This is a genomic window from uncultured Nocardioides sp., assembly GCF_947488025.1.
In the GTDB taxonomy this organism is placed as follows: domain Bacteria; phylum Actinomycetota; class Actinomycetes; order Propionibacteriales; family Nocardioidaceae; genus Nocardioides.
Genome location: NZ_CANKYS010000003.1, coordinates 261134 through 282756 on the forward strand (window position 1 = coordinate 261134; position 21623 = coordinate 282756).

Annotated in this window: 20 protein-coding genes; 12 read left to right on the forward strand and 8 right to left on the reverse strand. The window is 73.1% G+C overall.

Features of this window, described 5'->3' with window-relative positions; all coding sequences use genetic code 11:
• Positions 1-50: 50 nt before the first annotated feature.
• A complete protein-coding gene (locus Q1B24_RS07810) occupies positions 51-488 on the reverse strand; it encodes a hypothetical protein (protein ID WP_299925850.1) in 438 nt (145 codons plus the stop codon).
• Between the two features lie 166 nt (positions 489-654).
• On the opposite strand from Q1B24_RS07810, the gene Q1B24_RS07815 reads away from it, so the two are divergent.
• The 6 genes from Q1B24_RS07815 to Q1B24_RS07840 are packed head-to-tail and all read left to right on the forward strand — an operon-like array spanning position 655 to position 5900.
• On the forward strand, positions 655-1059 hold the full coding sequence (locus tag Q1B24_RS07815; protein WP_299925852.1) for a YciI family protein: 405 nt from the start codon (positions 655-657) through the stop codon (positions 1057-1059).
• Between the two features lie 8 nt (positions 1060-1067).
• A complete protein-coding gene (locus Q1B24_RS07820) occupies positions 1068-2255 on the forward strand; it encodes a sigma-70 family RNA polymerase sigma factor (RefSeq protein WP_299925855.1) in 1188 nt (395 codons plus the stop codon).
• Positions 2256-2294: 39 nt separating this feature from the next.
• On the forward strand, positions 2295-3017 hold the full coding sequence (locus tag Q1B24_RS07825; protein WP_299925862.1) for a response regulator transcription factor: 723 nt from the start codon (positions 2295-2297) through the stop codon (positions 3015-3017).
• On the forward strand, positions 3014-4462 hold the full coding sequence (locus Q1B24_RS07830) for a HAMP domain-containing sensor histidine kinase (RefSeq protein ID WP_299925865.1): 1449 nt from the start codon (positions 3014-3016) through the stop codon (positions 4460-4462). The genes Q1B24_RS07825 and Q1B24_RS07830 overlap by 4 nt, the downstream gene beginning before the upstream one ends.
• 20 nt (positions 4463-4482) lie before the next feature.
• Positions 4483-5316 (forward strand): SDR family NAD(P)-dependent oxidoreductase, encoded by an 834-nt coding sequence (locus tag Q1B24_RS07835; RefSeq protein ID WP_299925868.1) that lies wholly within the window; start codon positions 4483-4485, stop codon positions 5314-5316.
• 14 nt (positions 5317-5330) lie between these two features.
• Positions 5331-5900: a DUF402 domain-containing protein gene (locus Q1B24_RS07840; RefSeq protein ID WP_299925871.1), complete on the forward strand. Its 570-nt coding sequence runs from the start codon at positions 5331-5333 to the stop codon at positions 5898-5900.
• On the opposite strand, the gene Q1B24_RS07845 is transcribed toward Q1B24_RS07840, so the two are convergent.
• Positions 5878-7299 carry a threonine/serine exporter family protein gene (locus tag Q1B24_RS07845; protein WP_299925874.1) on the reverse strand — a complete coding sequence of 474 codons (1422 nt, stop codon included), beginning with the start codon at positions 7297-7299 and terminating at the stop codon, positions 5878-5880. The two genes, Q1B24_RS07840 and Q1B24_RS07845, sit on opposite strands and share 23 nt — an antisense overlap.
• Positions 7300-7378: 79 nt before the next feature.
• On the opposite strand from Q1B24_RS07845, the gene Q1B24_RS07850 reads away from it, so the two are divergent.
• From Q1B24_RS07850 to Q1B24_RS07865, 4 genes are all read left to right on the forward strand, one after another.
• Positions 7379-8512, forward strand: a complete 1134-nt coding sequence (locus tag Q1B24_RS07850) for a glutamate--cysteine ligase (RefSeq protein ID WP_299925877.1) — start codon at positions 7379-7381, stop codon at positions 8510-8512.
• A 60-nt stretch (positions 8513-8572) separates the two neighbouring features.
• Positions 8573-10030 (forward strand): wax ester/triacylglycerol synthase family O-acyltransferase, encoded by a 1458-nt coding sequence (locus Q1B24_RS07855; RefSeq protein ID WP_299925880.1) that lies wholly within the window; start codon positions 8573-8575, stop codon positions 10028-10030.
• 10 nt (positions 10031-10040) lie between these two features.
• Positions 10041-11267, forward strand: a complete 1227-nt coding sequence (locus Q1B24_RS07860) for a site-specific DNA-methyltransferase (protein WP_299925883.1) — start codon at positions 10041-10043, stop codon at positions 11265-11267.
• A gap of 108 nt (positions 11268-11375) precedes the next feature.
• A complete protein-coding gene (locus Q1B24_RS07865; protein WP_299925886.1) occupies positions 11376-12797 on the forward strand; it encodes a phosphodiester glycosidase family protein in 1422 nt (473 codons plus the stop codon).
• Positions 12798-12810: 13 nt separating this feature from the next.
• Here Q1B24_RS07865 and Q1B24_RS07870 read toward each other — a convergent pair whose 3' ends face one another.
• Positions 12811-13422, reverse strand: a complete 612-nt coding sequence (locus tag Q1B24_RS07870) for a hypothetical protein (protein WP_299925890.1) — start codon at positions 13420-13422, stop codon at positions 12811-12813.
• A 111-nt stretch (positions 13423-13533) separates the two neighbouring features.
• Here Q1B24_RS07870 and Q1B24_RS07875 point away from each other — a divergent pair, with 111 nt between their 5' ends.
• Both Q1B24_RS07875 and Q1B24_RS07880 read left to right on the forward strand, forming a co-directional pair.
• Positions 13534-14535: a (p)ppGpp synthetase gene (locus Q1B24_RS07875; RefSeq protein WP_299925893.1), complete on the forward strand. Its 1002-nt coding sequence runs from the start codon at positions 13534-13536 to the stop codon at positions 14533-14535.
• Between the two features lie 45 nt (positions 14536-14580).
• Positions 14581-15753: an ionic transporter y4hA gene (locus Q1B24_RS07880; protein WP_299925896.1), complete on the forward strand. Its 1173-nt coding sequence runs from the start codon at positions 14581-14583 to the stop codon at positions 15751-15753.
• A gap of 117 nt (positions 15754-15870) precedes the next feature.
• On the opposite strand, the gene Q1B24_RS07885 is transcribed toward Q1B24_RS07880, so the two are convergent.
• Genes Q1B24_RS07885 through Q1B24_RS07905 form a run of 5 tightly spaced genes read right to left on the reverse strand, consistent with a single transcriptional unit; the run spans position 15871 to position 21432 of the window.
• The gene (locus Q1B24_RS07885) at positions 15871-16698 is read right to left on the reverse strand and encodes an ABC transporter substrate-binding protein (RefSeq protein WP_299925898.1); all 828 of its coding nucleotides are present in this window, start codon (positions 16696-16698) and stop codon (positions 15871-15873) included.
• Between the two features lie 4 nt (positions 16699-16702).
• Positions 16703-17299 (reverse strand): ATP/GTP-binding protein, encoded by a 597-nt coding sequence (locus Q1B24_RS07890; RefSeq protein WP_056906137.1) that lies wholly within the window; start codon positions 17297-17299, stop codon positions 16703-16705.
• Positions 17280-17648 (reverse strand): DUF742 domain-containing protein, encoded by a 369-nt coding sequence (locus Q1B24_RS07895; RefSeq protein WP_299925912.1) that lies wholly within the window; start codon positions 17646-17648, stop codon positions 17280-17282. Before Q1B24_RS07895 ends, Q1B24_RS07890 begins: the two co-directional genes overlap by 20 nt.
• Before the next feature lie 14 nt (positions 17649-17662).
• A complete protein-coding gene (locus tag Q1B24_RS07900; RefSeq protein WP_191193113.1) occupies positions 17663-18100 on the reverse strand; it encodes a roadblock/LC7 domain-containing protein in 438 nt (145 codons plus the stop codon).
• Entirely contained in the window at positions 18097-21432 is a 3336-nt protein-coding gene (locus Q1B24_RS07905; RefSeq protein WP_299925921.1) for an ATP-binding protein, read from the reverse strand. The genes Q1B24_RS07900 and Q1B24_RS07905 overlap by 4 nt, the downstream gene beginning before the upstream one ends.
• Positions 21433-21623: the final 191 nt, after the last annotated feature.

The window sequence follows — 21623 nt, forward strand, 5'->3', positions numbered from 1 at the left end:
CTCGCCCACCGCGGCAACCGGGTTTCCGCTGGCCGGGTCAGGAGGCCGGGTCAGGAGGCCGAGCCCTCGTCGTCCTCGGGCGCGGTGGTGGGCGGCAGCTGGCCCGGTACGCCGCGGGGACCGCCGTGCATCCCGCCACGACCACCCGGACCGCGGTCGTCGTCGCGCTGCACCCAGCCGCCGCGGTCGCCCGGTCCGTCGTCGGTCACGGCCTGGACGGTCGCCAGCCCGAGGCCGCCGACGATGATCCCGGCGAGGGCCGAGGCGATCAGCGCACCGAGGCTGTAGGCGCGCTGACCGTCCGACTGCCGGGCGGCCCGGAACCGCTCCCGGAACCCGCGGCGTCCCGACCCGGTCGCGACGGGTGCGTCGGCCGCGTCGGCCGTGTCCTCGGACGGCGGCGGTGTGGGCAGCGCGGCCTGCGCGCCCGCGGGCCGCACGGGCTGGGTCTCGTCGTGGTCCCCGGGACGGGGCGTGTCGTCGCTCATGGACCGAGCGTGCGCCTCGCACCTGTGCGGGGGCTGTGGGCGACCCCAGAGGCAGCCCAGAGAGACCACAGAAAAGTTCGTGCCGAGGATGTCGAGGAGCCGCGCGCGGCTCCGTCCCCGGGGTGGACGCGGCCACAATGGGCCGCACCTGACAAGGAGCACCGACATGCCGAAGTACCTGATCCTCAAGCACTACCGCGGCACCCCCGCCACCGTGAACGACGTCCCGATGGACCAGTGGGCTCCCGAGGAGGTCGACGCGCACATGCAGTTCATGACCGATTTCGGCACGCGGCTGGAGGAGAGCGGCGAGTACGTCGACGCCCAGGCGCTGTCGCCCGAGGGCGCGTGGGTGCGGGCCGACGACCAGCGCCAGCCGGCCACCGACGGCCCGTTCGCCGAGACCAAGGACCTCATCGCCGGGTGGTACGTCGTCGACGTCGACGGCTGGGACCGCGCCGTCGAGCTCGCCGGCGAGCTGTCGCTGGCCCCGGGCAAGGACGGCAAGCCGATCCACGAGTGGCTCGAGGTGCGTCCCTTCTACGGCGCGCCGTCGGCCACCGGGGACTGACCGCGGTCGTGGCCCACCCCTTCGACGGCGCGTCACTGCGACCGCTCGTGCCGGCGGTCATCGGGGTCCTCGTCCGTCGCGGAGCCGACTTCGCGACGGCCGAGGACGCCGTGCAGGAGGCGCTGGTCGAGGCGTGGCGCACCTTCGGCGCCCCCGGCTCCGTCGACCGCGCGGAGCCGCCGCGCGACCTCAAGGGCTGGCTGGTCACCGTCGCCTGGCGGCGCTTCCTCGACGTCGTACGCTCCGAGACCGCGCGGCAGCGGCGCGAGCTCGCCGTCGAGCTCGAGCCGGAGCCGGGTCCGACCGGGACGGCCGACGACACGCTGCAGGTGTTCTTCCTGTGCGCCCACCCGGCGCTGACACCCACGTCCGCGGTCGCGCTGACCCTGCGTGCGGTGGCGGGCCTGACCACGCGGCAGGTCGCCGAGGCCTACCTCGTCCCCGAGGCCACGATGGCGCAGCGGATCAGCCGCGCGAAGCGGACGGTGGCCGGCGAGCCGTTCGACACGCTGGGTGACCTCGCGACCGTGCGGCGGGTGCTCTACCTCGTCTTCAACGAGGGCTACTCCGGCGACGTCGACCTCGCTGCCGAGGCGATCCGGCTGACCCGCCAGCTCGCCGCGCTCGCCGGCCCCGACGGCCAGGACCCCGAGACAGCCGGGCTGCTCGCGCTCATGCTGCTCCACCACGCGCGGCGCCCCGCGCGCCGGCGTGACGACGGGACGCTCGTCCCGCTCGCCGACCAGGACCGCTCACAGTGGGACACCGCACTCATCGAGGAGGGCGTCGCGGTCCTGCAGGCCGCGCTCGCGCGGCAGCGCCGCGGCGAGTACCAGCTCCAGGCGGCCGTCGCCGCCCTCCACGCCGACGCCCCGAGCGCGGCGGAGACCGACTGGGTACAGGTCGTGCAGTGGTACGACGAGCTGCTGGCGCTGACCGGCAGCCCGGTCGTACGGCTCAACCGGGCCGTTGCCGTGGGCGAGGCCGACGGTCCCCGGGCGGGCCTCGCGGCGCTCGCCGAGGTGGACCCCGACGTGCCCCGTCACCGCGCGGCAGCGGCGTACCTCCACGAGCGGGCGGGCGACCGCGACACCGCGGCGCGGCTCTACGCCGAGGCCGCGGAGCTCGCGATCAACCTCCCCGAGCGCACCCACCTGACCCGGGAGGCGGCCCGCCTCAACCGGGCAGCCCGCTGACAGGCGGCCCACAGCAACCGCACAGCAAGCCGCGGCAGGATGTCGCCCGTGCAGCTCACCCGCCCCGACGGCTCCCCGGTCCGCGTCCTCGTCGTCGACGACGAGGTCAACATCGCCGAGCTCCTCGCGATGGCCCTGCGCTACGAGGGGTGGGAGCTGCGGATGGCCCACAGCGGGGGCGACGCGGTCGCCGCGGCGCGTGACTTCCGACCCGACGCCGTGGTCCTCGACATCGGGCTGCCCGACTTCGACGGCCTCGAGGTGCTGCGCCGCATGCGAGCCGACGGCAGCGACGTGCCCGTCCTCTTCCTCACCGCGAAGGACGCCGTCGAGGACCGCATCGCCGGCCTCACCGCAGGAGGCGACGACTACGTCACCAAGCCGTTCTCCCTCGAGGAGGTGGTCGCGCGGCTGCGCGGGCTGATCCGGCGCGGCGGCACCGCGGCCCAGGCCGAGGCGGGCAACGTGCTGGTGGTCGGTGACCTCACCCTCGACGAGGACAGCCACGAGGTGCGGCGCGGCGACGACGAGATCACCCTGACCGCGACCGAGTTCGAGCTGCTGCGCTTCCTGATGCGCAACCCGCGGCGGGTGCTGAGCAAGGCGCAGATCCTCGACCGCGTCTGGCAGTACGACTTCGGCGGCCAGGCCAACGTCGTGGAGCTCTACATCTCCTACCTGCGCAAGAAGGTCGACGCCGGTCGTGAGCCGATGATCCACACCATGCGCGGCGCCGGGTACGTCCTGAAGCCGGCGCCGTGACCACGCTCGCCGCCCGGGCCCCGCGCACGCTGACCGCGCGACTGGTGGCCGTGGTCGTCCTGCTCGTCGCGGTGACCGCCGCGGTCATCGGCACCGCGACGGCGCTCGTGATGAAGGACTACTTCACCGACCGGCTCGATGACGAGGTGCGCGGCTCGCTCGCCCGCGAGTTCGGTCCGCCGACCGACTTCGGCCCCGGGCCGCGCGGCGACGATCGCGGACCCGGCGGCCAGCGCATCGGCACCCTGACCGCCGTCCTCCCGAGCACGACGGGCGGCCCGTACGGCGTCGTGGTCGAGGACTCCTCCCGGGGAGGCGTGGACGAGCTGCCCGTCTCGGCCGAGGTCCTCGACCGGCTCGAGGACGTGCCCGCCGACGGACGGGTGCGGGAGGTGGACCTGCCCGGGCTCGGCACCTACCGGGTCATCGCCGCCGGCGACGGCAGCACCAGGGCCGTGGCCGGCCTCCCGACCGACGAGGTCGACGAGACACTCGCCTGGCTGGTGACCATCGTCGTCGTCGTCGGGGCGGGAGCGGTGGCAGCCGCCGGCGCCGCGGGCACGGTCGTCGTACGCCGTCAGCTGGCGCCGCTGCGCGAGGTGGCCGCGACCGCGCACCGGGTCGCGGAGCTGCCGCTGGCCTCCGGCGAGATCGAGATGGCCGAGCGGGTGCCGCAGCGGCTGACCGACGAGCGCACCGAGGTGGGGCAGGTCGGCTCGGCGCTCAACGCGATGCTCGACCACGTCGAGGACTCCCTCGGCCAGCGCCACCTCAGCGAGCAGCGGGTGCGGCAGTTCGTCGCCGACGCCTCGCACGAGCTGCGTACGCCGCTGGCCACGATCGCGGGCTACACCGAGCTGGCCCGCCACCGACCCGAGACCAGCGGCACGGCACTCGCCAAGGTGGAGACCGAGTCCGCCCGGATGACTGCCCTGGTCGAGGACCTGCTGCTGCTCGCCCGCCTCGACTCCGGCCGTCCGCTGGAGCGACAGCCGGTCGACCTGTCCCGACTCCTGCTCGAGGCCGTCGACGACGTACGCGTGGTGGACGCGGAGCGGTCCTGGCGGCTCTCCCTGCCCGACGAGCCCATCACCGTCACCGGCGACGCGGCCCGGCTGCACCAGGTCGTCAGCAACCTGCTGGCCAACGCCCGCACGCACACGCCTCCGGGCAGCACCGTGACCGTCACCGCGACCGGCCACGGCTTCACCGTCCACGACGACGGCCCGGGCTTCCCTCCGGAGCTGGCGCCGCACGCGTTCGAGCGCTTCACCCGCGGCGACGCCGCCCGCACCCGCGGCGACGCCGCCCGCACCCGCGGCGGCGCGGGCCTCGGCCTGTCGCTCGTGGAGGCGATCGTCGGCGCGCACGGCGGGGCGGTGACGCTCGAGAGCCGGCCCGGTGACACGACGATCGCCGTCGCCCTGCCCCCCGCTCCTGCGTAAACGCCGGTTACGGTGCTGGCATGAGCCTGACCACCCTCACCGACAAGGTCGTCGTCATCACGGGTGCGGGGTCCGGCATCGGCCGCGCCCTCGCCATCCGCAGCGCGCGGGCCGGCGCCCTCCTCGCGCTCTCCGACCGGGACGCCGACGGCCTCGCCGAGACCGTTGGACTGGCGGAGCGGGCGGGCGCCACGACGGTCCGCCACGACGTCGTCGACGTCTCGGACCGCGCGGCGGTCGCGACCTGGGCCGCCGGCGTCGTCGAGGAGCTCGGCCGGGTGAACCTGGTGATCAACAACGCCGGCGTGAGCGCCACCGGGGACTTCACCGACCTGACCTACGACGACATGGACTGGATCGTCGGGATCAACTTCTGGGGCGTGGTCCACGGATCCAAGGAGTTCCTGCCCCACCTCATCGCGTCGGGCGACGGCGCCCTGGTCAACATCTCCTCGCTCTTCGGCCTCGTCTCCGTGCCCGGGCAGTCGGCCTACAACGCCACCAAGTACGCCGTCCGCGGGCTGACCGAGGCGATCCGCGGCGAGATGCTCGTGGCCGGGCACCCCGTCACGGTCACGTGCGTCCACCCCGGCGGCGTCCGCACCGGCATCAGCCGCCACGGGCGCAAGGCCGCCGGACTCGACGCCGCTCGCATCGACAAGCTCTTCGACACCAAGCTCGCCAGGATGTCGCCCGACCGGGCCGCGGAGATCATCCTCGACGGCGCGCTCGCCGGGAAGCCGCGCGTCCTCGTCGGCCTCGACGCCCACGTCATCCACCAGCTCGGCCGCATCCTGGGCGCGCGCTACCAGGACGTCGTCGCCCGCTGGACCGCCCGCATGCCCCTCCGCTGACCTAGGTTGGGCGGGTGAGCACGCACGATCCCGGGACCCCGATCCGTTGCGAGATGACCAAGTGGGGCGACCGGCCGCACTGGCGGTTCGACGGCGTGTTCCTCGGTGCTGACGAGCACGGCGAGTGGCTCGGCTTCCCGGCGGGCACGCACAACCAGCGACCCGGGCACCAGTTCCACTCCGCCGTCGCGGCGGTGACGCTCGTCCAGCCCGACCGCTGGCACCTCCCGACCTTCCAGGCCCCCGGCATCTGGTGCGACCTCTACATCGACGTCACCAGCCCGGCGACCTGGGACGGCCACGTCCTCCGGGCGGTCGACCTCGACCTCGACGTGATCCGCCTGCCCGACCCGCTGCCGACCGTCGAGTCCGCGCCGTGGGACGTCCACCCGGTCGGCCCGGGCGAGGTCTTCGTCGACGACGAGGACGAGTTCGCCGAGCACCAGGTGGTCTACGGCTACCCCGCCGACGTGGTCGCGAGCGCGCAGGCCAGCTGCGACGAGCTCGTCGCGGCCGTGCGGGCCGGCCTGCCGCCGTACGACGGTGCGCACGAGAAGTGGCTCACCCGTCTGACGTCCGCCTGAGCGCCCGCCGCTCGGCGCGGGTCATCGCCCGGAACGGGCCGACGAGCCGCGGCCCGGCCAGCCGGCTCTCCAGCTTGCGCGCCTCCCGCTTGAGCGGCTGGGCGACGTACTCCCCGAGGATCACGCCGGAGGCCAGCGCGATCGCGACCGAGATCGCCGTCATCAGCGCGAGGATGCCCTGGGAGACGAAGGCGCCGCCCTCGGCGAGGAACGCCAGGCCGCGGTAGATCGACAGGCCGGGCAGGAACGGGACGATCGCCGGCACCGCCACGACGAGCGGAGGCACCCGCACGCGCCCGGCGACGGCGTAGGCGACGAGGCCGATGAAGAACGCCGCCCCGCCCGCGGCGGTCGCCCGCCCGAAGCCGGCCACCGAGATGCCCTGGGAGATCAGCGCCGCGACGGCGGTGATGAGCGCGATCGGCACCACGGCACGCCGCGGGGCGTACGACGCCACGCTGAAGGCGGCCGCCGACACCGCGGCCCCGGCGAGCACCGCCGGCAGGTCGGAGATGCCCAGCGCGCCGGGCACCAGCTGGCCGAGCTCCAGGCCGACGCCCCCGGCGACCGAGATGCCGAGCGCGACGCCCGCGATGATGCCCGCGGTGGCCATCATCGCCTCGATGAGCCGGGCGCTGGAGGTCAGGTAGAAGCCGGTGAGCGCGTCCTGCACGGCGCCCATCAGGCCGATCCCGGCGAGCAGCATGATGATGTTGGCAGTGACGACGAGCGACGGGTCCACCTCGATCGGGGTGGCCGCCACCGCCGCGGCCAGCAGCGTGGCGATCGCCCCGCCCGCGACCTGGAGGTAGAAGAACGGCAGCCGTCGGCGCGCCAGCACGATCTGCACCCGGTCGATGAGGGCGGCCGCGACCGCCGCGACGACCGAGACGACCGGCCCGCCGCCGAGGAAGACGCCGACGGCTGCGGCCATCACCATCCACGCGACGGTGACCCCCCAGCGCGGCAGGGCGTGGCCCAGCGAGACGATCGTCGCCATCCGCGAGCGCGCGAGGTAGAGGTCGGCCTGGTCGGTGAGGATGTCGCGCACCAGGTGGTCCACCGCGGTGAGGTCCTCGTAGTCGATGTCGCGCTGCTGGACGTGACGCAGCATCAGGGTGGGTACGTCGTCGGGCGAGCGCTGGTGGCTCATCGAGAGGGCCGTGAAGGTCACGTCGATCTCGGCCGAGCGCAGCCCGAGGTGGTCGGCGACCGACCGCATCGTCGCGGTCACGTCCGCGGCCCCGGCGCCCGAGGACAGCAGCATCTCCCCGATGCGCAGGCAGAGGTCCATCGTCAGGTGGATCTCGCGCGCCCGCTCGGCCTCGAGCTGGGCCTCCAGCTCGGCCTGCGGATCGTCGTCGTCCGGGGTGCGTGATCGTCCGTCCAGCTGGTCCACCCGGCCATGGTGGCAAAGGCCGGATCCCACCCGGCACAGGGGTGAGCCCGCGCCGCGGGGGCGTCCCTAGACTCGAGGCATGCGCATCGACTTCCACGCGTCGCCGGAGCCGACGCTCGGGGTGGAGTGGGAGTTCGCGCTCGTCGACCGGACCAGCCGCGACCTCGTCAGCGTCGCCTCCGAGGTGCACGAGCTCGCCGGCGGTCGGCTCGACCGGCCCGAGCGGCTGCACAAGGAGCTGCTGCGCAACACCGTCGAGGTGGTCACCGGCATCTGCGACACCGTCGACGAGGCCGTCGCCGACCTGCGCGACACCCTGGCCGTCGTCCGTCCCGCGGCCGCCGAGCTCGGGGTCGACCTCCTCGGCGCCGGGTCGCACCCCTTCGCCGACTGGTCCCACCAGCAGCTCACCGAGGGCCACCGCTACGCCGAGCTCATCAACCGCACGCAGTGGTGGGGCCGGCAGATGCTGATCTGGGGCGTCCACGTGCACGTGGGGATGCCCGAGCGCGACCGGGTGATGCCGGTGCTGGCGTCGATGCTGACGACGTACCCCCACCTCCTCGCGCTGTCGGCCAGCTCCCCCATCTGGGCCGGCCAGGACACCGGATACGCGTCCAACCGGGCGCTGATGTTCCAGCAGCTCCCGACGGCCGGGCTTCCCTTCGCGTTCGACACGTGGGCCGAGTTCGAGAAGTGCATCGCCGACCAGACCACGACCGGGATCATCGACTCGATGTCCGACGTGCGCTGGGACGTGCGCCCCGCTCCGCACCTGGGCACCCTCGAGCACCGGGTGTGCGACGGCATGTCGGACCTCGGCGAGCTCGGCGCCCTCACCGCGCTCGTCCACTGCCTCGTCGTCGACCTCGACACCCGGCTCGCCGCGGGCGAGCAGCTGCCGACCCTGCCGCCGTGGCAGGTGCAGGAGAACAAGTGGCGCGCCGCCCGCTACGGCCTCGACGCGATCGTCATCCTCGACGACAGAAACCGCGAGCGGCTGGTCACCGAGGACCTCGACGACCTCCTCGAGCACCTCACCCCCGTGGCCAAGCGGCTCGGCTGCGAGGCCGAGCTGCGCACCGTCGCCGACATCCCCGTCCGCGGCGCGTCCTACCAGCGCCAGCGGGCCGTCGCCCGCGAGTCCGGCGGCGACCTCGTCGCGGTCGTCGACGCCCTCGTCGACGAGCTGGCCCACTCGCTGGAGTCCTGAGCTTCTTTCCGGGAGCGGGCCCGTCGCCCGCCCTTGTGGCGCTCGCCGGGGGACGAGAGGATGCCCGGACCTCCCGCCTCGCTCGGCGCCGAGGCCGAGACGGAGGAGCAGCCAGTGGTGGACCCGATCGACCCGACCGCGACCGGCTTCCTCCTCGCCGAGAACCGCAACATGCCGATGCACGTCGGCGGGCTCCAGCTCTTCGAGAAGCCCGAGGGCGCGGGCCGCGGCTACGTCCGCGAGATGTACGAGCAGATGCGCGGCGTCGAGCAGGTGGCGCCGCTGTTCCTCAAGCACCCGCACCGCTCCGCGCGTACGGCGGGGCAGCTGGTGTGGGTGCCCGACGAGCAGTTCGACATCGAGCACCACGTCCGCCACAGCGCGCTGCCCAAGCCCGGGCGCATCCGCGAGCTGCTGGAGCTCTGCTCGCGGCTGCACAGCACCCGCCTGGCCTGGGAGCGCCCGCTGTGGGAGGCCCACGTCATCGAGGGCCTGCGCGACGGTCGCGTGGCGATGTACACCAAGACCCACCACGCCCTCGTCGACGGCGTCTCGGCGATGCGCCTGCTGGCGAGCGTGCTGTCCACCGACCCCGACGAGCGTGACATGCCCGCTCCCTGGGCGATGCGCCCGCGTCCGCCGCGCGACGAGCCCGCGCCCACCGGGGACGCGTCACTGTCCGACGTCACCTCCGCCACCCTGCGTACGGCGCTCGCGATCGCGTCGGAGGCCGCCGGCATGCCCGGCGCGCTGGTCCGCACCCTCAACAAGAGCGTGCGCAACGAGACCTCCGCGGTCTCGCTCTACGCCCCCCGCACGATGCTCAACCAGAACATCACCGGCTCGCGCCGCTTCGCCGCCCAGGACTGGCCGGTCGAGCGGCTGCGGGCGGTCGGCAAGGCGAGCGGCACCACCATCAACGACGTGGTGCTGGCGATGGTCAGCGGCGCCATGCGGACCTACCTGCTCGACCTCGACGCACTGCCCGAGACGACCCTGATCTCGATGGTGCCGGTCGGGCTCAACGCCAAGCAGTCGCAGCTCGCCTCGGCCGACGGCGGCAACGCGGTCGGCGCGGTGATGGTGCAGCTCGGCACCCACCTGCCCGACCCGGCCGACCGGCTCGAGGCGATCCACCGCTCGATGAAGGACGGCAAGGACAGCCTCTCGGTGATGACGCCGACGCAGATCCTGGCGATGAGCGCGCTCGGGCAGGCGCCCGCCATCCTCGGCCCGTTCCTGCGGATGCAGGGCATCGTCCGCCCGCCCTACAACCTCATCGTCAGCAACGTCCCCGGCCCCCGCACCACCCACTACTGGAACGGCGCGAAGCTCACCGGCACCTACCCGCTCTCCATCCCGATCAACGGGATGGCGCTCAACATCACCTGCACCTCCTACGACGGCAAGATGTGCTTCGGCCTCACCGGCTGCCGTCGCACCGTCCCCCACCTGCAGGTCCTGCTGCAGTACCTCGACGAGGAGCTGATCGCCCTCGAGCGCGCCGCCGGCGCCTAGGCTGTCGCGCGTGCCCGACGAGCCCGTGTGGAACACCCTCCATGTCGGTGACAACCTGGACGTCCTGCCGACGCTCTCGCCGGGGTCGGTCGACGTCGTCTACACCGACCCGCCCTACAACACCGGCAACGACTTCGCCTACGCCGACCGCTTCCGCGACGGGTCGCACGCCGACCCCTACGCCGGGCGGCACGGCGCGTGGACCGCGATGATGCGCCCCCGGCTCGCGGCCGTCCGCGATGTCCTCGCCCCGCACGGGGCCGTCTTCGTCAGCATCGACGACAACGAGGTCGCCCACCTGAGGCTGCTGATGGACCAGGTCTTCGGCGAGGCCAACTTCATGGCGCAGGTCGTGGTCAACCTCAACCCCAAGGGCCGCCAGCTCGGCCGCGGGTTCGCGACCAGCCACGAGTACGTCCTGGCGTACGCGCGCCACCTCCCGGACTGCCTGGTCGACGGGTCGACGACCGAGGCCGTCGACGAGGCGGACTTCCCGCTGACCACCCCCGACGGACGCCGGTTCCGCTACCTCCCGCTGCGCAACACCAACAAGAAGTTCAACCCCGTCAGCACGCCGACGCTCCACTACCCGCTCCACGGCGACCCGGTGACAGGCCGGGTCTCGATCACCGAGTTCGACGGCAGCACCGCCCTCACGCCCGTCTTCGGCGACGGGCGTCCGGCGGTGTGGCGGTGGTCGCGGCCGCGGGTCGAGGAGCGACCCGACGACCTCGAGTGCCGGGTGATCCGCGGCCGCAGCGGGGAGCGCGCCGACATCTTCCAGCGCGACTGGCTGCACCGCGAGGGCGGGCGCCGCAAGAAGCTGCGCACCATCTGGCTGGCCGAGGAGATCGGCTCCACCGACACCGCGGTCGCCGAGCTCAAGGCGCTCGTCGGCCACGTCTTCGAGTCGCCCAAGCCGACCGGCCTCGTCCGCCGGATCCTGTCCACGCTGCCCGCCGACGCGGTCGTGCTCGACCCGTTCGCCGGCAGCGGCACCACCGGTCACGCCGTCGCGCTCGCCAACGCCGCCGACGGCGGCACCCGCCGCTGCATCAGCATCAACTCCGCCGAGCCGACCCGCGAGGCCTCCAACGCCCGGCTCGCGGGCCTGGCCACGGTCGCCGACATCACCCACGCCCGCCTCGCAGCGGTGAGCGCGAGCGTCGGCGGGGGCCTGGAGGTCCAGTATCCGCCGCCCGCCGAGACGGGATCGGGGAACGACAGCTCGCCCTGAGCGAGCCGGGACTCCCCGTTGGTCGACCGGACGCCCGTGCTCGGGGTTCCCGGAATCGCTCATCCCAATTTTCCCACCAGCCCCACGACGTCCTTTACTGTGGAGCGCGTGTCTTCCTCCACGCGTCGTACCCAGCCCTCCGCACGCCGCCCGGTGCCCGCTCGCGGGCGGGCGCTGACGCTCGCCACCGCGGGCGTGCTGGTCGCGGGCCTCGCGCTCAACGTGGGCGTCGCTCCCTCGGTCGCCGACGACGGCGAGCGCGGCGGTGACGTGCAGGGCCGCGGGCTGAGCCACGGCGCGGACAGCGGCTACCGCGGTCGCAACCAGACCTCCGACGGCAAGCCCGGTCTCGTGGTCGGCCCTCCGATCAACGCGCGCGGTCGCGCGGTGCGGGTGCTCAACGACGTCAGCTACGAGATCGCGCCCGGCGTCGTGCTGCGCGAGTGGGACCAGGTCGACGGCCGCCAGCCCATCGGGCAGGTCCGGATGAACCTCGTGACCGTCAGCCTCGACGCCCCCAACATCTCCTTCGAGGAGTTCTCCCCCACCTACGTCACCAGCCGCAAGAAGGTCAGCCAGCTCGGCGGGTGGAACGACGCGCTGACCGCCGTCAACGGCGACTTCTTCGACATCGGCAGCACCGACGCCCCGCTCGGCGTGACGGTCAACCGCGAGGAAGGCGTCCTCACCGGGTCGCGCGAGGGCTGGATCCCGGGCGTCAACTCGTCCCTGTGGTTCGACGACTCCGGTCCGCACGTCAGTCCGCTGGCCCTCGAGTGGACGATCCGCCAGCGCCGGGCGTGGACCGTCAGCGGGGTCAACCACCCGATCGTCCCGTCGGGCCAGATCGGCGTCTTCACCTCCGACTGGCACCGCACCGAGGGCTACAAGGTGACGGCCGGCAAGAAGCGCGCGCGCGAGGTCATCCTCCACAAGAACCGGGTCGTCTCCAACCGGCCCAAGCTCTCCGACGGTCGCAAGATCAAGAAGAAGGAGCGGGTGCTCATCGGCACCGGCCCCGCCGCCGCGAAGCTCAAGAACCTCAAGCGCGGCAAGAAGCTCACGATCTCCCAGCGCATGGCGGGCGGCAAGCCGACGGTCGCGATCAGCGGCGACCGCCCGCTGCTCGTCAACGGTCTCCGCACCGTCGTCAACAACACCATCGCCCACCCGCGCACGGCGGTCGGCATCGACGCCGACGGTCGCAAGCTGCTCATCCTCGTCGTCGACGGGCGCTCGGCGGCCAGCCGCGGCTACACGATGGTCGAGCTCGCCGACATCATGACCAACCTCGGCGCGGAGAACGCCATCAACCTCGACGGCGGCGGCTCCTCGGCGATGTACACCCGCACCGGCACCGGCGGCTTCGGCATCGTCAACGAGCCGTCCGACGGCAGCGAGCGTCTGGTGCCCAACTCGTTCGGCGTGGTCTACCACGGCGCGCTTCCGCCGGTGGTGCCGATCCTGCCGCCCGCCCCGACGCCCACGCCTACCCCGACGCCGACTCCCGCGCCGACGCCGACCCCCTGACGGAAGCGACCGCTCAGGCGTCGGGCGCCGCGAACACCACGACGTAGGTGACCGGCGCGAAGCACTGCACCGTGTTCTTCGGCAGCGCCGGGACGACCTGGAAGCCGGCCTCGCCGGCGTCGACGGCCACGCTCCTCGGCGGCTCGCAGCCGGTGGACACGACGGCGCCGTAGGGCGTCGCGCCGGGCGAGGTCACCTCGTCCACCGCGGTCGTGACCAGCTCGGGCAGGCCCGCCCCGAGCCCGACCACGAAGTCGGCCACGGCCTGCTCGGTGTCGAGGGCCATGGCCATCGTCGACGGCGACCCGCCGCCCTCGGTCGCCTGGACGAGGACCGCCTCGGTGACGCCGGCGGACCCGGTCGTCCGGATCGGCGCGGAGTCGGGCGGGGTCGACGTGGACGGGGTCTTCGTCGGCGACTCGGCGGGGGTCTCGCTGGGCGTCTCGCTGGAGGTCTCGGACGGGCTGGGCGTGCTCGTCGTGGCCGCCGGGTCGGTCGCCGTCCCGGCGTCGTCGTCCCCGCAGGCCGCGAGCCCGCCCGCCAGGGCGAGTGCGGCGAGGACGGCGGAGGCGGACCGGGTGCGTGCGCCCGAGCGGCGCGATGAGGTGCTCAAGGAGGTGGGCATGGAGGTGGGCATGGTGCTTCGACGATAACGACGCGCGTCCGGCTCCCCCGGAAGGCTCGCACGCGGGGCGTCGCATCGACTCCGTGCCGACGGTGCTGGCAGGCTGGCGCCATGAGTGGCCCCGAGAACCCGCCCGAGCCGGTCCGCGAGGCCGTTCGCGCGTACGCCGCCCGGCAGCCGCAGCTCGTCGCGGCCACCGCCGCGTGGGTGACCCTGGTCCGCACCCTGCTCGACGACGCGGGCATCGACTACCTCAGCGTCACGGGGCGCACCAAGAGCGTCGCGTCGTTCTCGGCCAAGGCCAACCGCACACAGGACGGCCGCCCGTTGTACGCCGACCCGCTGCAGGAGGTGACCGACCAGATCGGCGTCCGGGTGATCACCTACGTCCACAGCGACGTGGCCGCCGTCGCCGAGCTGCTCGACGAGGAGCTCGCCATCCTCGACGACCGCGACCTCGGTGAGGAGACCGCCCGGGCCGGCCGGTTCGGCTACGCCAGCCGCCACCTGCTCGTACGCACCGACGCCGAGGACGACCAGCACCCCGAGCTCGTCGACGAGCGGGCCAGCATCCAGGTGCGCACGGTGCTCCAGCACGCGTGGGCGGAGTTCGAGCACGACATCCGCTACAAGGGCAACGTCCCCGAGGACGCCGCCGCCGACCTCGACCGCCGCTTCACCCTCGCCGCGGGGCTGATCGAGCTCGCCGACCGCGAGTTCGCCACGATCCGCGAGCGCATCCAGGCGGCCGCTCCCGGGAGCTCCGTCGAGGCCGACGCCGACCACATCGTCGGTCAGGAGCTGGCCACCTTCCTGGCCGGCCACTACAGCGACGCCGGCTGGTCGCACACCGACCACTACGACTGGATCGCCGGGCTGCTCACCCAGCTCGGCATCGACAGCGTCGACGACCTGGCCGACCTGCTCACCTCCGTGGACGCCGACGCGGTGATCCGGCGGATGGGCTACCGCTACCCCGCCGGCGCCGTACGCCGCCTCGACGACGCGCTGCTGGCGATCTTCGGCGAGCAGTACGTCACCCTCGAGGGCAACAGCCACCGGGTCCCGCTGCTGCGCGCGCGTCTGGAGAAGCTCAGCACGCCCGAGGGCTGACGCGCGGCCGGGGCCCGCTGGCGCCGCGCCCCTAGGGTTGGGCCCATGCGCCGGCTGTCGTGGACCACCCTCACTCCCCTGCTGGCCGCGGTGGCACTGGCGATCGCCTGGCCCCTGCACCCCGACAGCGCCCCGGTGCTCGGGGCCCTGTCCGTCCTGCTGGTCGGGGTCGTGCTCGCGGCCGTGCACCACGCCGAGGTCGTCGCCCACCGTGTCGGAGAGCCCTACGGGTCGCTGGTGCTGGCGGTCGCGGTGACGATCATCGAGGTGGGGCTCATCGTCACGCTGATGGTCACCACCGACAAGGACACCGCCGGGCTGGCCCGCGACACCGTCTTCGCAGCGGTGATGATCACCCTCAACGGCATCGTCGGGATATCGCTGCTCGTCGGCGCGCTCAAGCACCACCTTGCGGTCTTCAACCCCGAGGGCACCGGCGCGGCGCTGGCCACCGTCATCGCGCTCGCCGTGCTGTGCCTGGTCGTCCCCTCGGTCACGACGTCCGAGCCCGGCCCGGAGTTCACCGGCGCCCAGCTGGCGTTCGCCGCGATCGCGTCGCTCGCGCTCTACGGGATGTTCGTGTTCACCCAGGCCATCCGGCACCGCGACTTCTTCCTGCCGGTCACGCAGGACGCCCACTCGCCCCTCGTGACGTCGAAGGCGGCCGAGCACGCAGCCGCAGAGCGCGCCGCCGCCGACGCCGGCTCGTTCGAGCACGACCCCGTGGACCTCGACCACGACGGGCACGCGGACCCGCCCACCGACCGGGCCGCCGTGGCCAGCCTCGGCCTGCTCGTCGTCTCCCTGGTCGCCGTCGTCGGCCTGGCCAAGATCGAGTCCCCGGCCATCGAGTCAGGCGTGGCGGCGCTCGGCTTCCCGCCCGCGGTCGTCGGCGTCGTCATCGCGCTGCTCGTGCTCGCCCCGGAGACGATCGCCGCCGTCCGGGCCGCGACCCTCAACCGCGTCCAGGTCAGCCTCAACCTCGCGCTCGGCTCGGCGATGGCGTCCATCGGCCTCACCATCCCCGCCATCGCGATCGCCAGCATCTGGCTCGACGGTCCGCTCGAGCTCGGGCTCAACCAGCTCCAGACCGTGCTGCTGCTCCTCACCGCGGCCGTCGCGATCCTCACCGTCGTACCCGGCCGGGCGAAGCCGCTGCAGGGAGGCGTGCACCTCGTGCTGCTGGCGGCGTTCCTGTTCCTCACGATCGCGCCCTGACGACCCCGCCCGGCGACACGCCGGTGACACGCCGCCGGACGCACACGAGCGGTGGCCCACCCACACCCCGGAGCGCCGGAACGTGGGTGGACCACCGCTCGGGCGGAGGTCGGGCGATCAGCCGAAGTAGGTCGCGTAGATCTCGTCGTAGGTGCCGTCCTCGCGGAGGTCCGCGAGCGTGCTGTTGATGGAGCGCAGGAGCGGGATGTTGCCGTCCTTCTTCACCGCCATGCCGTACTGCTCACCGGTGTCGAACTCCCGCGACAGCTTGAGCTTGCGGTTGTCGGAGACGAACTGGCCCGACACCGTGTTGTCGAGCATCGCCGCGTCGAGCTCGCCCGCCGCCAGCGCGGCCTGCAGGCCCGCCGCGTCGTCGTACGCCACGACCTGCGTGGACTCCGGGGCGAAGTCGCTCAGGTAGGTCTCGCCGGTGGTGTCCTTCTGCACGCCGACCCGCTTGCCCGCGAGCTCCGGGAGCTGGTCGAGGCCCGAGCCGCGCGGCGTGATGAGCGCCTGCTTGGCGTCGAAGTAGGGGCTGGAGAAGTCGAGGACACGGGCCCGCTCGCCGGTGATCGTCATCGCCGAGATGGCGACGTCGCACACGTCGTTGTTGAGCGAGTTGCCCGAGGTGATGTCGTCGAACGACACGTCGATCACGTCGAGGTCTGCGTCCAGGCTGTCGGCGACCTTGCGCACCAGGTCGATGTCGAAGCCGGTGGGCTTGCCGCCCTCCTCGTACTCGAACGGCGCGTAGGGCATGTCGGTGCAGACGGTGAGCGCGCCGCTGAAGACCAGCGACACCTCGCTCAGCGCGTCGGCCTCGTCGGCGCTGGCGCTGCCGCCGCAGGCGCTCAGCGTGGCCATGAGGGCCGCGGAGGACAGGGCGGCGAGCGCGGTGCGGGCCGGGCCCGGTCGTCGGGCCGGCCGTCGGACGGTGCGGGTCATGGCGTCAGTTCGCATTCACGGTGAGCGACTCGCGCAGTCGCATGAGGGCGTATTCGGTGATCTTCACGAGCGCACCCTTGGCCTGCTCGCGGTCGCGGGCGTCGAGGCTGATGATCGGTACGTCGGCGGGCAGGGCCAGCGCGGCGGCGATCTCCTCGGCGGGGTAGCGCGGGACGCCGTCGAACTCGTTGACGGCGACGATGAACGGGATCCCCTTGGACTCGAAGTAGTCCAGCGGCGAGAACGACTCGTCGAGGCGCGCCACGTCGACCAGCACGATGGCGCCGATGGCGCCCCGGCACAGGTCGTCCCACATGAACCAGAACCGGCGCTGCCCGGGCGTGCCGAAGAGGTAGAGCACGAGGTCCTCGGCCAGCGTCAGGCGGCCGAAGTCCATCGCCACGGTCGTGGTGGCCTTGGTGGGCACGGCAGCGAGATCGTCGACGCCCTCGGACTCGTTGGTGACGAGTGCCTCGGTGCGCAGCGGGTCGATCTCCGACACGGCGCCGACGAGCGTCGACTTGCCGACGCCGAAGCCGCCTGCGATGACGATCTTCGTCGACGCGGCCGCGCGCTGTGCCTTAGTAGTTTCGAAGTCCACGGAGGGTCCTTTCGATGAGCTCGAGCCGCTCATCTGTCGACGTGCTGTCGGTGATGGTGGCCTGGATGCGGACCAGGCCCTGCTCGATCAGGTCACCCAGCAGCACCCGGGTCACGCCGATCGGCATCTTGGTGAGGGCCGACACCTCGGCCACGGAACGCCTGTCGCAGACCTCGAGAACCTGCGCAGCAGAAGGAGAGAGCACGGGTGCTTCCGCACCCGCCTGGAGGCGGAGCGTGGCCTCCATGGCCAGCTCGACCTTCGCGGCCGTCCGACCTGCGGTCAGGGTGTAGGACCGGATCAGTCGCGGGCGGTAGCCCTCGTCCTCCGGCTCGGGTGGCGGCGTCACGGCACGAGTCCGGCTCAGCCGCCCGTACCGACGCGGGCCTGGGCCTCGACGGTACGTCCCACGCGGTCCACCAGCAGGGCCATCTCGTAGCCCACCTGGCCGATGTCGGCCTCCTCGGTCGTGAGCACGGTGAGGTTGGAGCCGTCACCGACGCTCATGAGCATCAGGAAGCCCATCTCCATCTCGACGATGGTCTGCATCACCGAGCCGCCCTCGAAGAGGCGGGCGGCGCCGACCGCGAGGCTGGCCAGACCGGAGGAGACGGCCGCGACCTGCTCGGCGCGCTCGCCCGGGATGCTGGTGCTCGAGGCCATGAGGAGGCCGTCGGCGGACACGAGGATCGCGTGCGCCGCGTCGGGTACGTCGTCGACGAAGCGCGACATCACCCAGTCGAGGTCTCGGTCGTCGCCGGCCGTGCTGGCGACGGGGGCGGCGGAGGTGTCGTGAATCATGAGGGGCCTGCTTCCGTGTGCTGGGTGGAACTCTGGGCTGCTCGTCGACCGCGGGAGACCCCCGCGGTGTGAGCCTGGAGACGGCGGCGGATCGCGTCGGGGTCGCGCGTCTTGGCTGCCGTGGGCGGGGTCACGCTACCGGGGACGAGGCGCTCACCGGGGGCACGTCGCGGGAGTCCGACCGGCGTGGACTCGACGACCGGCGCCGGCTCGGTGACGTGCTCGGCGATCTCCCAGCCGCGGTCCACCTCGGTCTCGTGCCACTCGCCCTTGCCCTCGCCTGCGAGCCACCCGGAGCGCATCGACTTGAAGATCGGCGACTCGCCACCGGCGCGGGCCGGCTCGGCGCCGTGGGACAGGCCGTTGCTCCCGTGACCGTTGCTCCCGTGGCCGTTGGAGCCGTGCCCGTTCGTCCCGTGGCCGTTGGTGCCGTGGCCGTTGGTGCCGGGGAGGCCGCGGCCGTCGGTGAGCAGCGCGGCGGCGTCGTACGACGGCACCGGCTCGAGCTCGGGCTCGGGGCGCTCCTCGGGCTGGGACTCGGGCTCGGTCACGGGGTCGGCCGCTACCTCGCTGACCGGCTCCGGTTGGCTGACCGGCTGGGCCGGGGTACCGAGACCCAGCGGGTCGGCAGCGTCGACCTGGACCTCGTCGACGCGCGCCGCCGGCTCGGACTCAGCGACCGGCTCGGGCTCCGCCACCGGCTCGACCTCCGCGACCGGCTCCGGCTCCACCTGGGCGGCGGGCTCGGTCTGCTCGGGGGCGGTCGGCTCGTCGAAGGCGTCGGCAGGCAGCGGGTCGGACAGGGGGTCGGACAGCGGGTCGGACGCCCGGGAGGGCTGCTCGGCGGGCTGCTCGGTCTTCTCCGCCGGCTCCTCGGCCACGGGCTCGGTGGCCACCTCGGCGCTCCGCGCCTCCTGCTCGGCCTGGGCGCGCTGGCGCGAGGCAAGGGCGGTGATCGGGACCACGCGAGCGACCTTCTCGGCACGCTCGCTCGCGGCGCCCTCGACGCCACCGGCGTCGGCGGCGGGCGCAGCGGTGTCGGCACGCTTGCCGAAGAGCGGACCGGTCGCGCCGGAGGTCTCCGGCGGCAGGAAGGCCTCGGCCCCCGTCTTGGGCATGTTGGCCCCCGGGTCGCGGCGCGGCAGGAGGCTGCCGAGCGGCGGACGGTCCGGGGTCGGCTCCGACGACGAGGAGGCGGTGGCCGCGGGTGCGGCGGCCGGGGCGGCGGGGGTCACGGCCGTGGCGGCAGCGTCCGTCGTACCGGACGTGGCAGGCACAGGCTCCAGCTCGGCGTCCGCCTTGGCGGCCTTCGCCCGTGCCTTCGCCTCGGAGGCGGCGGCGCGCTCGGCGGCCTTGGCCTCGGCCTTCTCGGCGCGGGCGCGGTTGCGGGCCTCTCGCTTCGACAGGACCGGCTCGGCTGCGGCGCCAGCGCTCGCGCCGACCAGCTCGGCGGAGTCGGCGGCGGACGCGCTCGACGTCGTGGACTCGGCGGGGGCGGCAGGCGCACCGGACTGGGTGACGTCGGGCAGCACGGACGGCGGGAGCAGCACGGTTGCCGTCATGCCGCCACCCGGGTTGCGGGCCAGGTGGGCCTCGATGTCGTGGCGCTCGGCCAGGCGGGACACCACGAACAGGCCCATGCGCCGGGCGGTGTCGGGCGTGGCCTCGGCGCCGTGCTGGAGGTCGGCGTTGAGCTGCTCGAGCTCGGCCGGCGGCACGCCCAGGCCCGCGTCGGTGATCGTGATCGTCACGCCCTCGGGGCCCTGCTTGGCGGCCAGGCGCACCGGCTCGGCGGGCGGCGAGAAGCTGAGCGCGTTGTCGACGAGCTCGGTGAGCAGGTGGACGACGTCGGGCGCGGCCTCGTCACCGACACGGGTATTGAGGTTGGAGAGGATCTGCACGCGCTGGTAGTCCTGCACACCGGACGTCGCGGCCTGGAGGGCCTCACCGACGGTCAGGCTGAACTGGCCGGCGGCACGGTTCGGCGCATCGGCCAGGATCAGCAGCGAGTCGGCCGTACGACGCATGCGCGAGGCGAGGTGGTCGAGGCGGAACAGCGACTCGAGGCGCTTGGGGTCCTCCTCGTCGTGCTCGAGGCGCTCGATCTGCGCGAGCTGCTGGTTGACCAGCGAGGTCGAGCGGCGCGAGAGCGTCACGAACATCGCGTTGACGGTCTGGCGGAGCTGGGCCTCGCCGGACGCGAGGTGGATGGCCTGGCGGTGGAGGTCGTCGACCGCTCGCGCGACCTGGCCGATCTCCTCGTTGGTGTGGACGTCGATCGTCTTGATCGGCTCCGGCTCCTGACCGGCCCGGATCCGGGCGACGGCGTCGGGCAGGCGGTGCCGGGCGACGGCGAGGGCGCCGTCGCGGACCTTGCCGATCGGCCCGAGGAGGCTGCGAGCGATGAAGAAGGCGAGAGCGATCGCCGCGGCGAGCGCGAGGAGCGTGAGCACCGCGCCGACGAGGGCGTTGCGCTGGGCGGCACCGGCCGCCTCGTCGAGCGTCTCGGTCACACCGGTGACGAGCGTCTGGGTGATCTCGTCGTACGGGGCGTAGGCGTCGCGTCCGTCGAGGTCGGTGGCGGCGTCGTCGCGGATCTGCCCGGCGTGGCGGGTGTTCTGCTCGCGCAGGAGCGCGGTCTGGTCATCCGCGCCGTCGACGGATCCGGCGAGACGGTCGATGGCCGCGGCCTCGACGCCGAGCTCGGAGAAGAGCTCCTGGGAGCTGGACTGGGACAGCGAGGTCGCGACGAGGCCCTGCTGGAGCGCGAGGGACAGGCGGCCGCTCATCGCCTGGGAGAGCTGCTCGAGGCGCGGCTCGGGGGTCTCCTGGGCGGCGTTGACGCTGGTGATGAGCTGGCTGACGCTCGACTCGAGCTGCCGGACGAGGGCGATCCAGGTCGCCGGGCCGAGCGACTCGGCGCCGTCGCCCCGCATGGCCTGGCTCAGGTCGAGCAGCGCGTTCACGTGGGCGGTCTGCAGCTCGTCGAGCTCTGCGGTGTCGCGCGTCTGGACCAGGGTCTCGGCGTTGCTGGAGATGTCGCTGATGGCGTCGATGAGGTCGCCCTGGCTGGCGGCACTGTCGGACTGCGCCGCCACCATCGCGGCCTCGGAGGCGGTCAGGTAGTCGACCGCGGGCTGGATGATCGTGACCTGCTGGGCGCTCCGGGCAGCCTGCCGGGAGTCGCCGTAGTCGCCGGCCACGCGCAGTCCACCGAGGACGGCCGCGAGCAGCAGCGGGATCGCCAGGGCCAGTGCCATCTTCCGGCCCAGTGGCCAGCCGGCGACCGAGAGACCAGTGCCCTTGCTGGCCCGGGCTGCATCCTGAGTCATGTGTGCCTCGCGTTTGGTGAGCGACTACGTCGAAGTCAGACCGCACCGGTGGGGACCGGCGCAGGCTCAACCTAAGGAGTTCGGCGACATTCCGTGGCGTTTTCACAGAACTCGGGTCAAGGCGGTGTAAAGAGCATCAGGAGGCGCGGAGCCCTCCGTACGACGCGGTCTGGACCGCCTGGAAGACACCG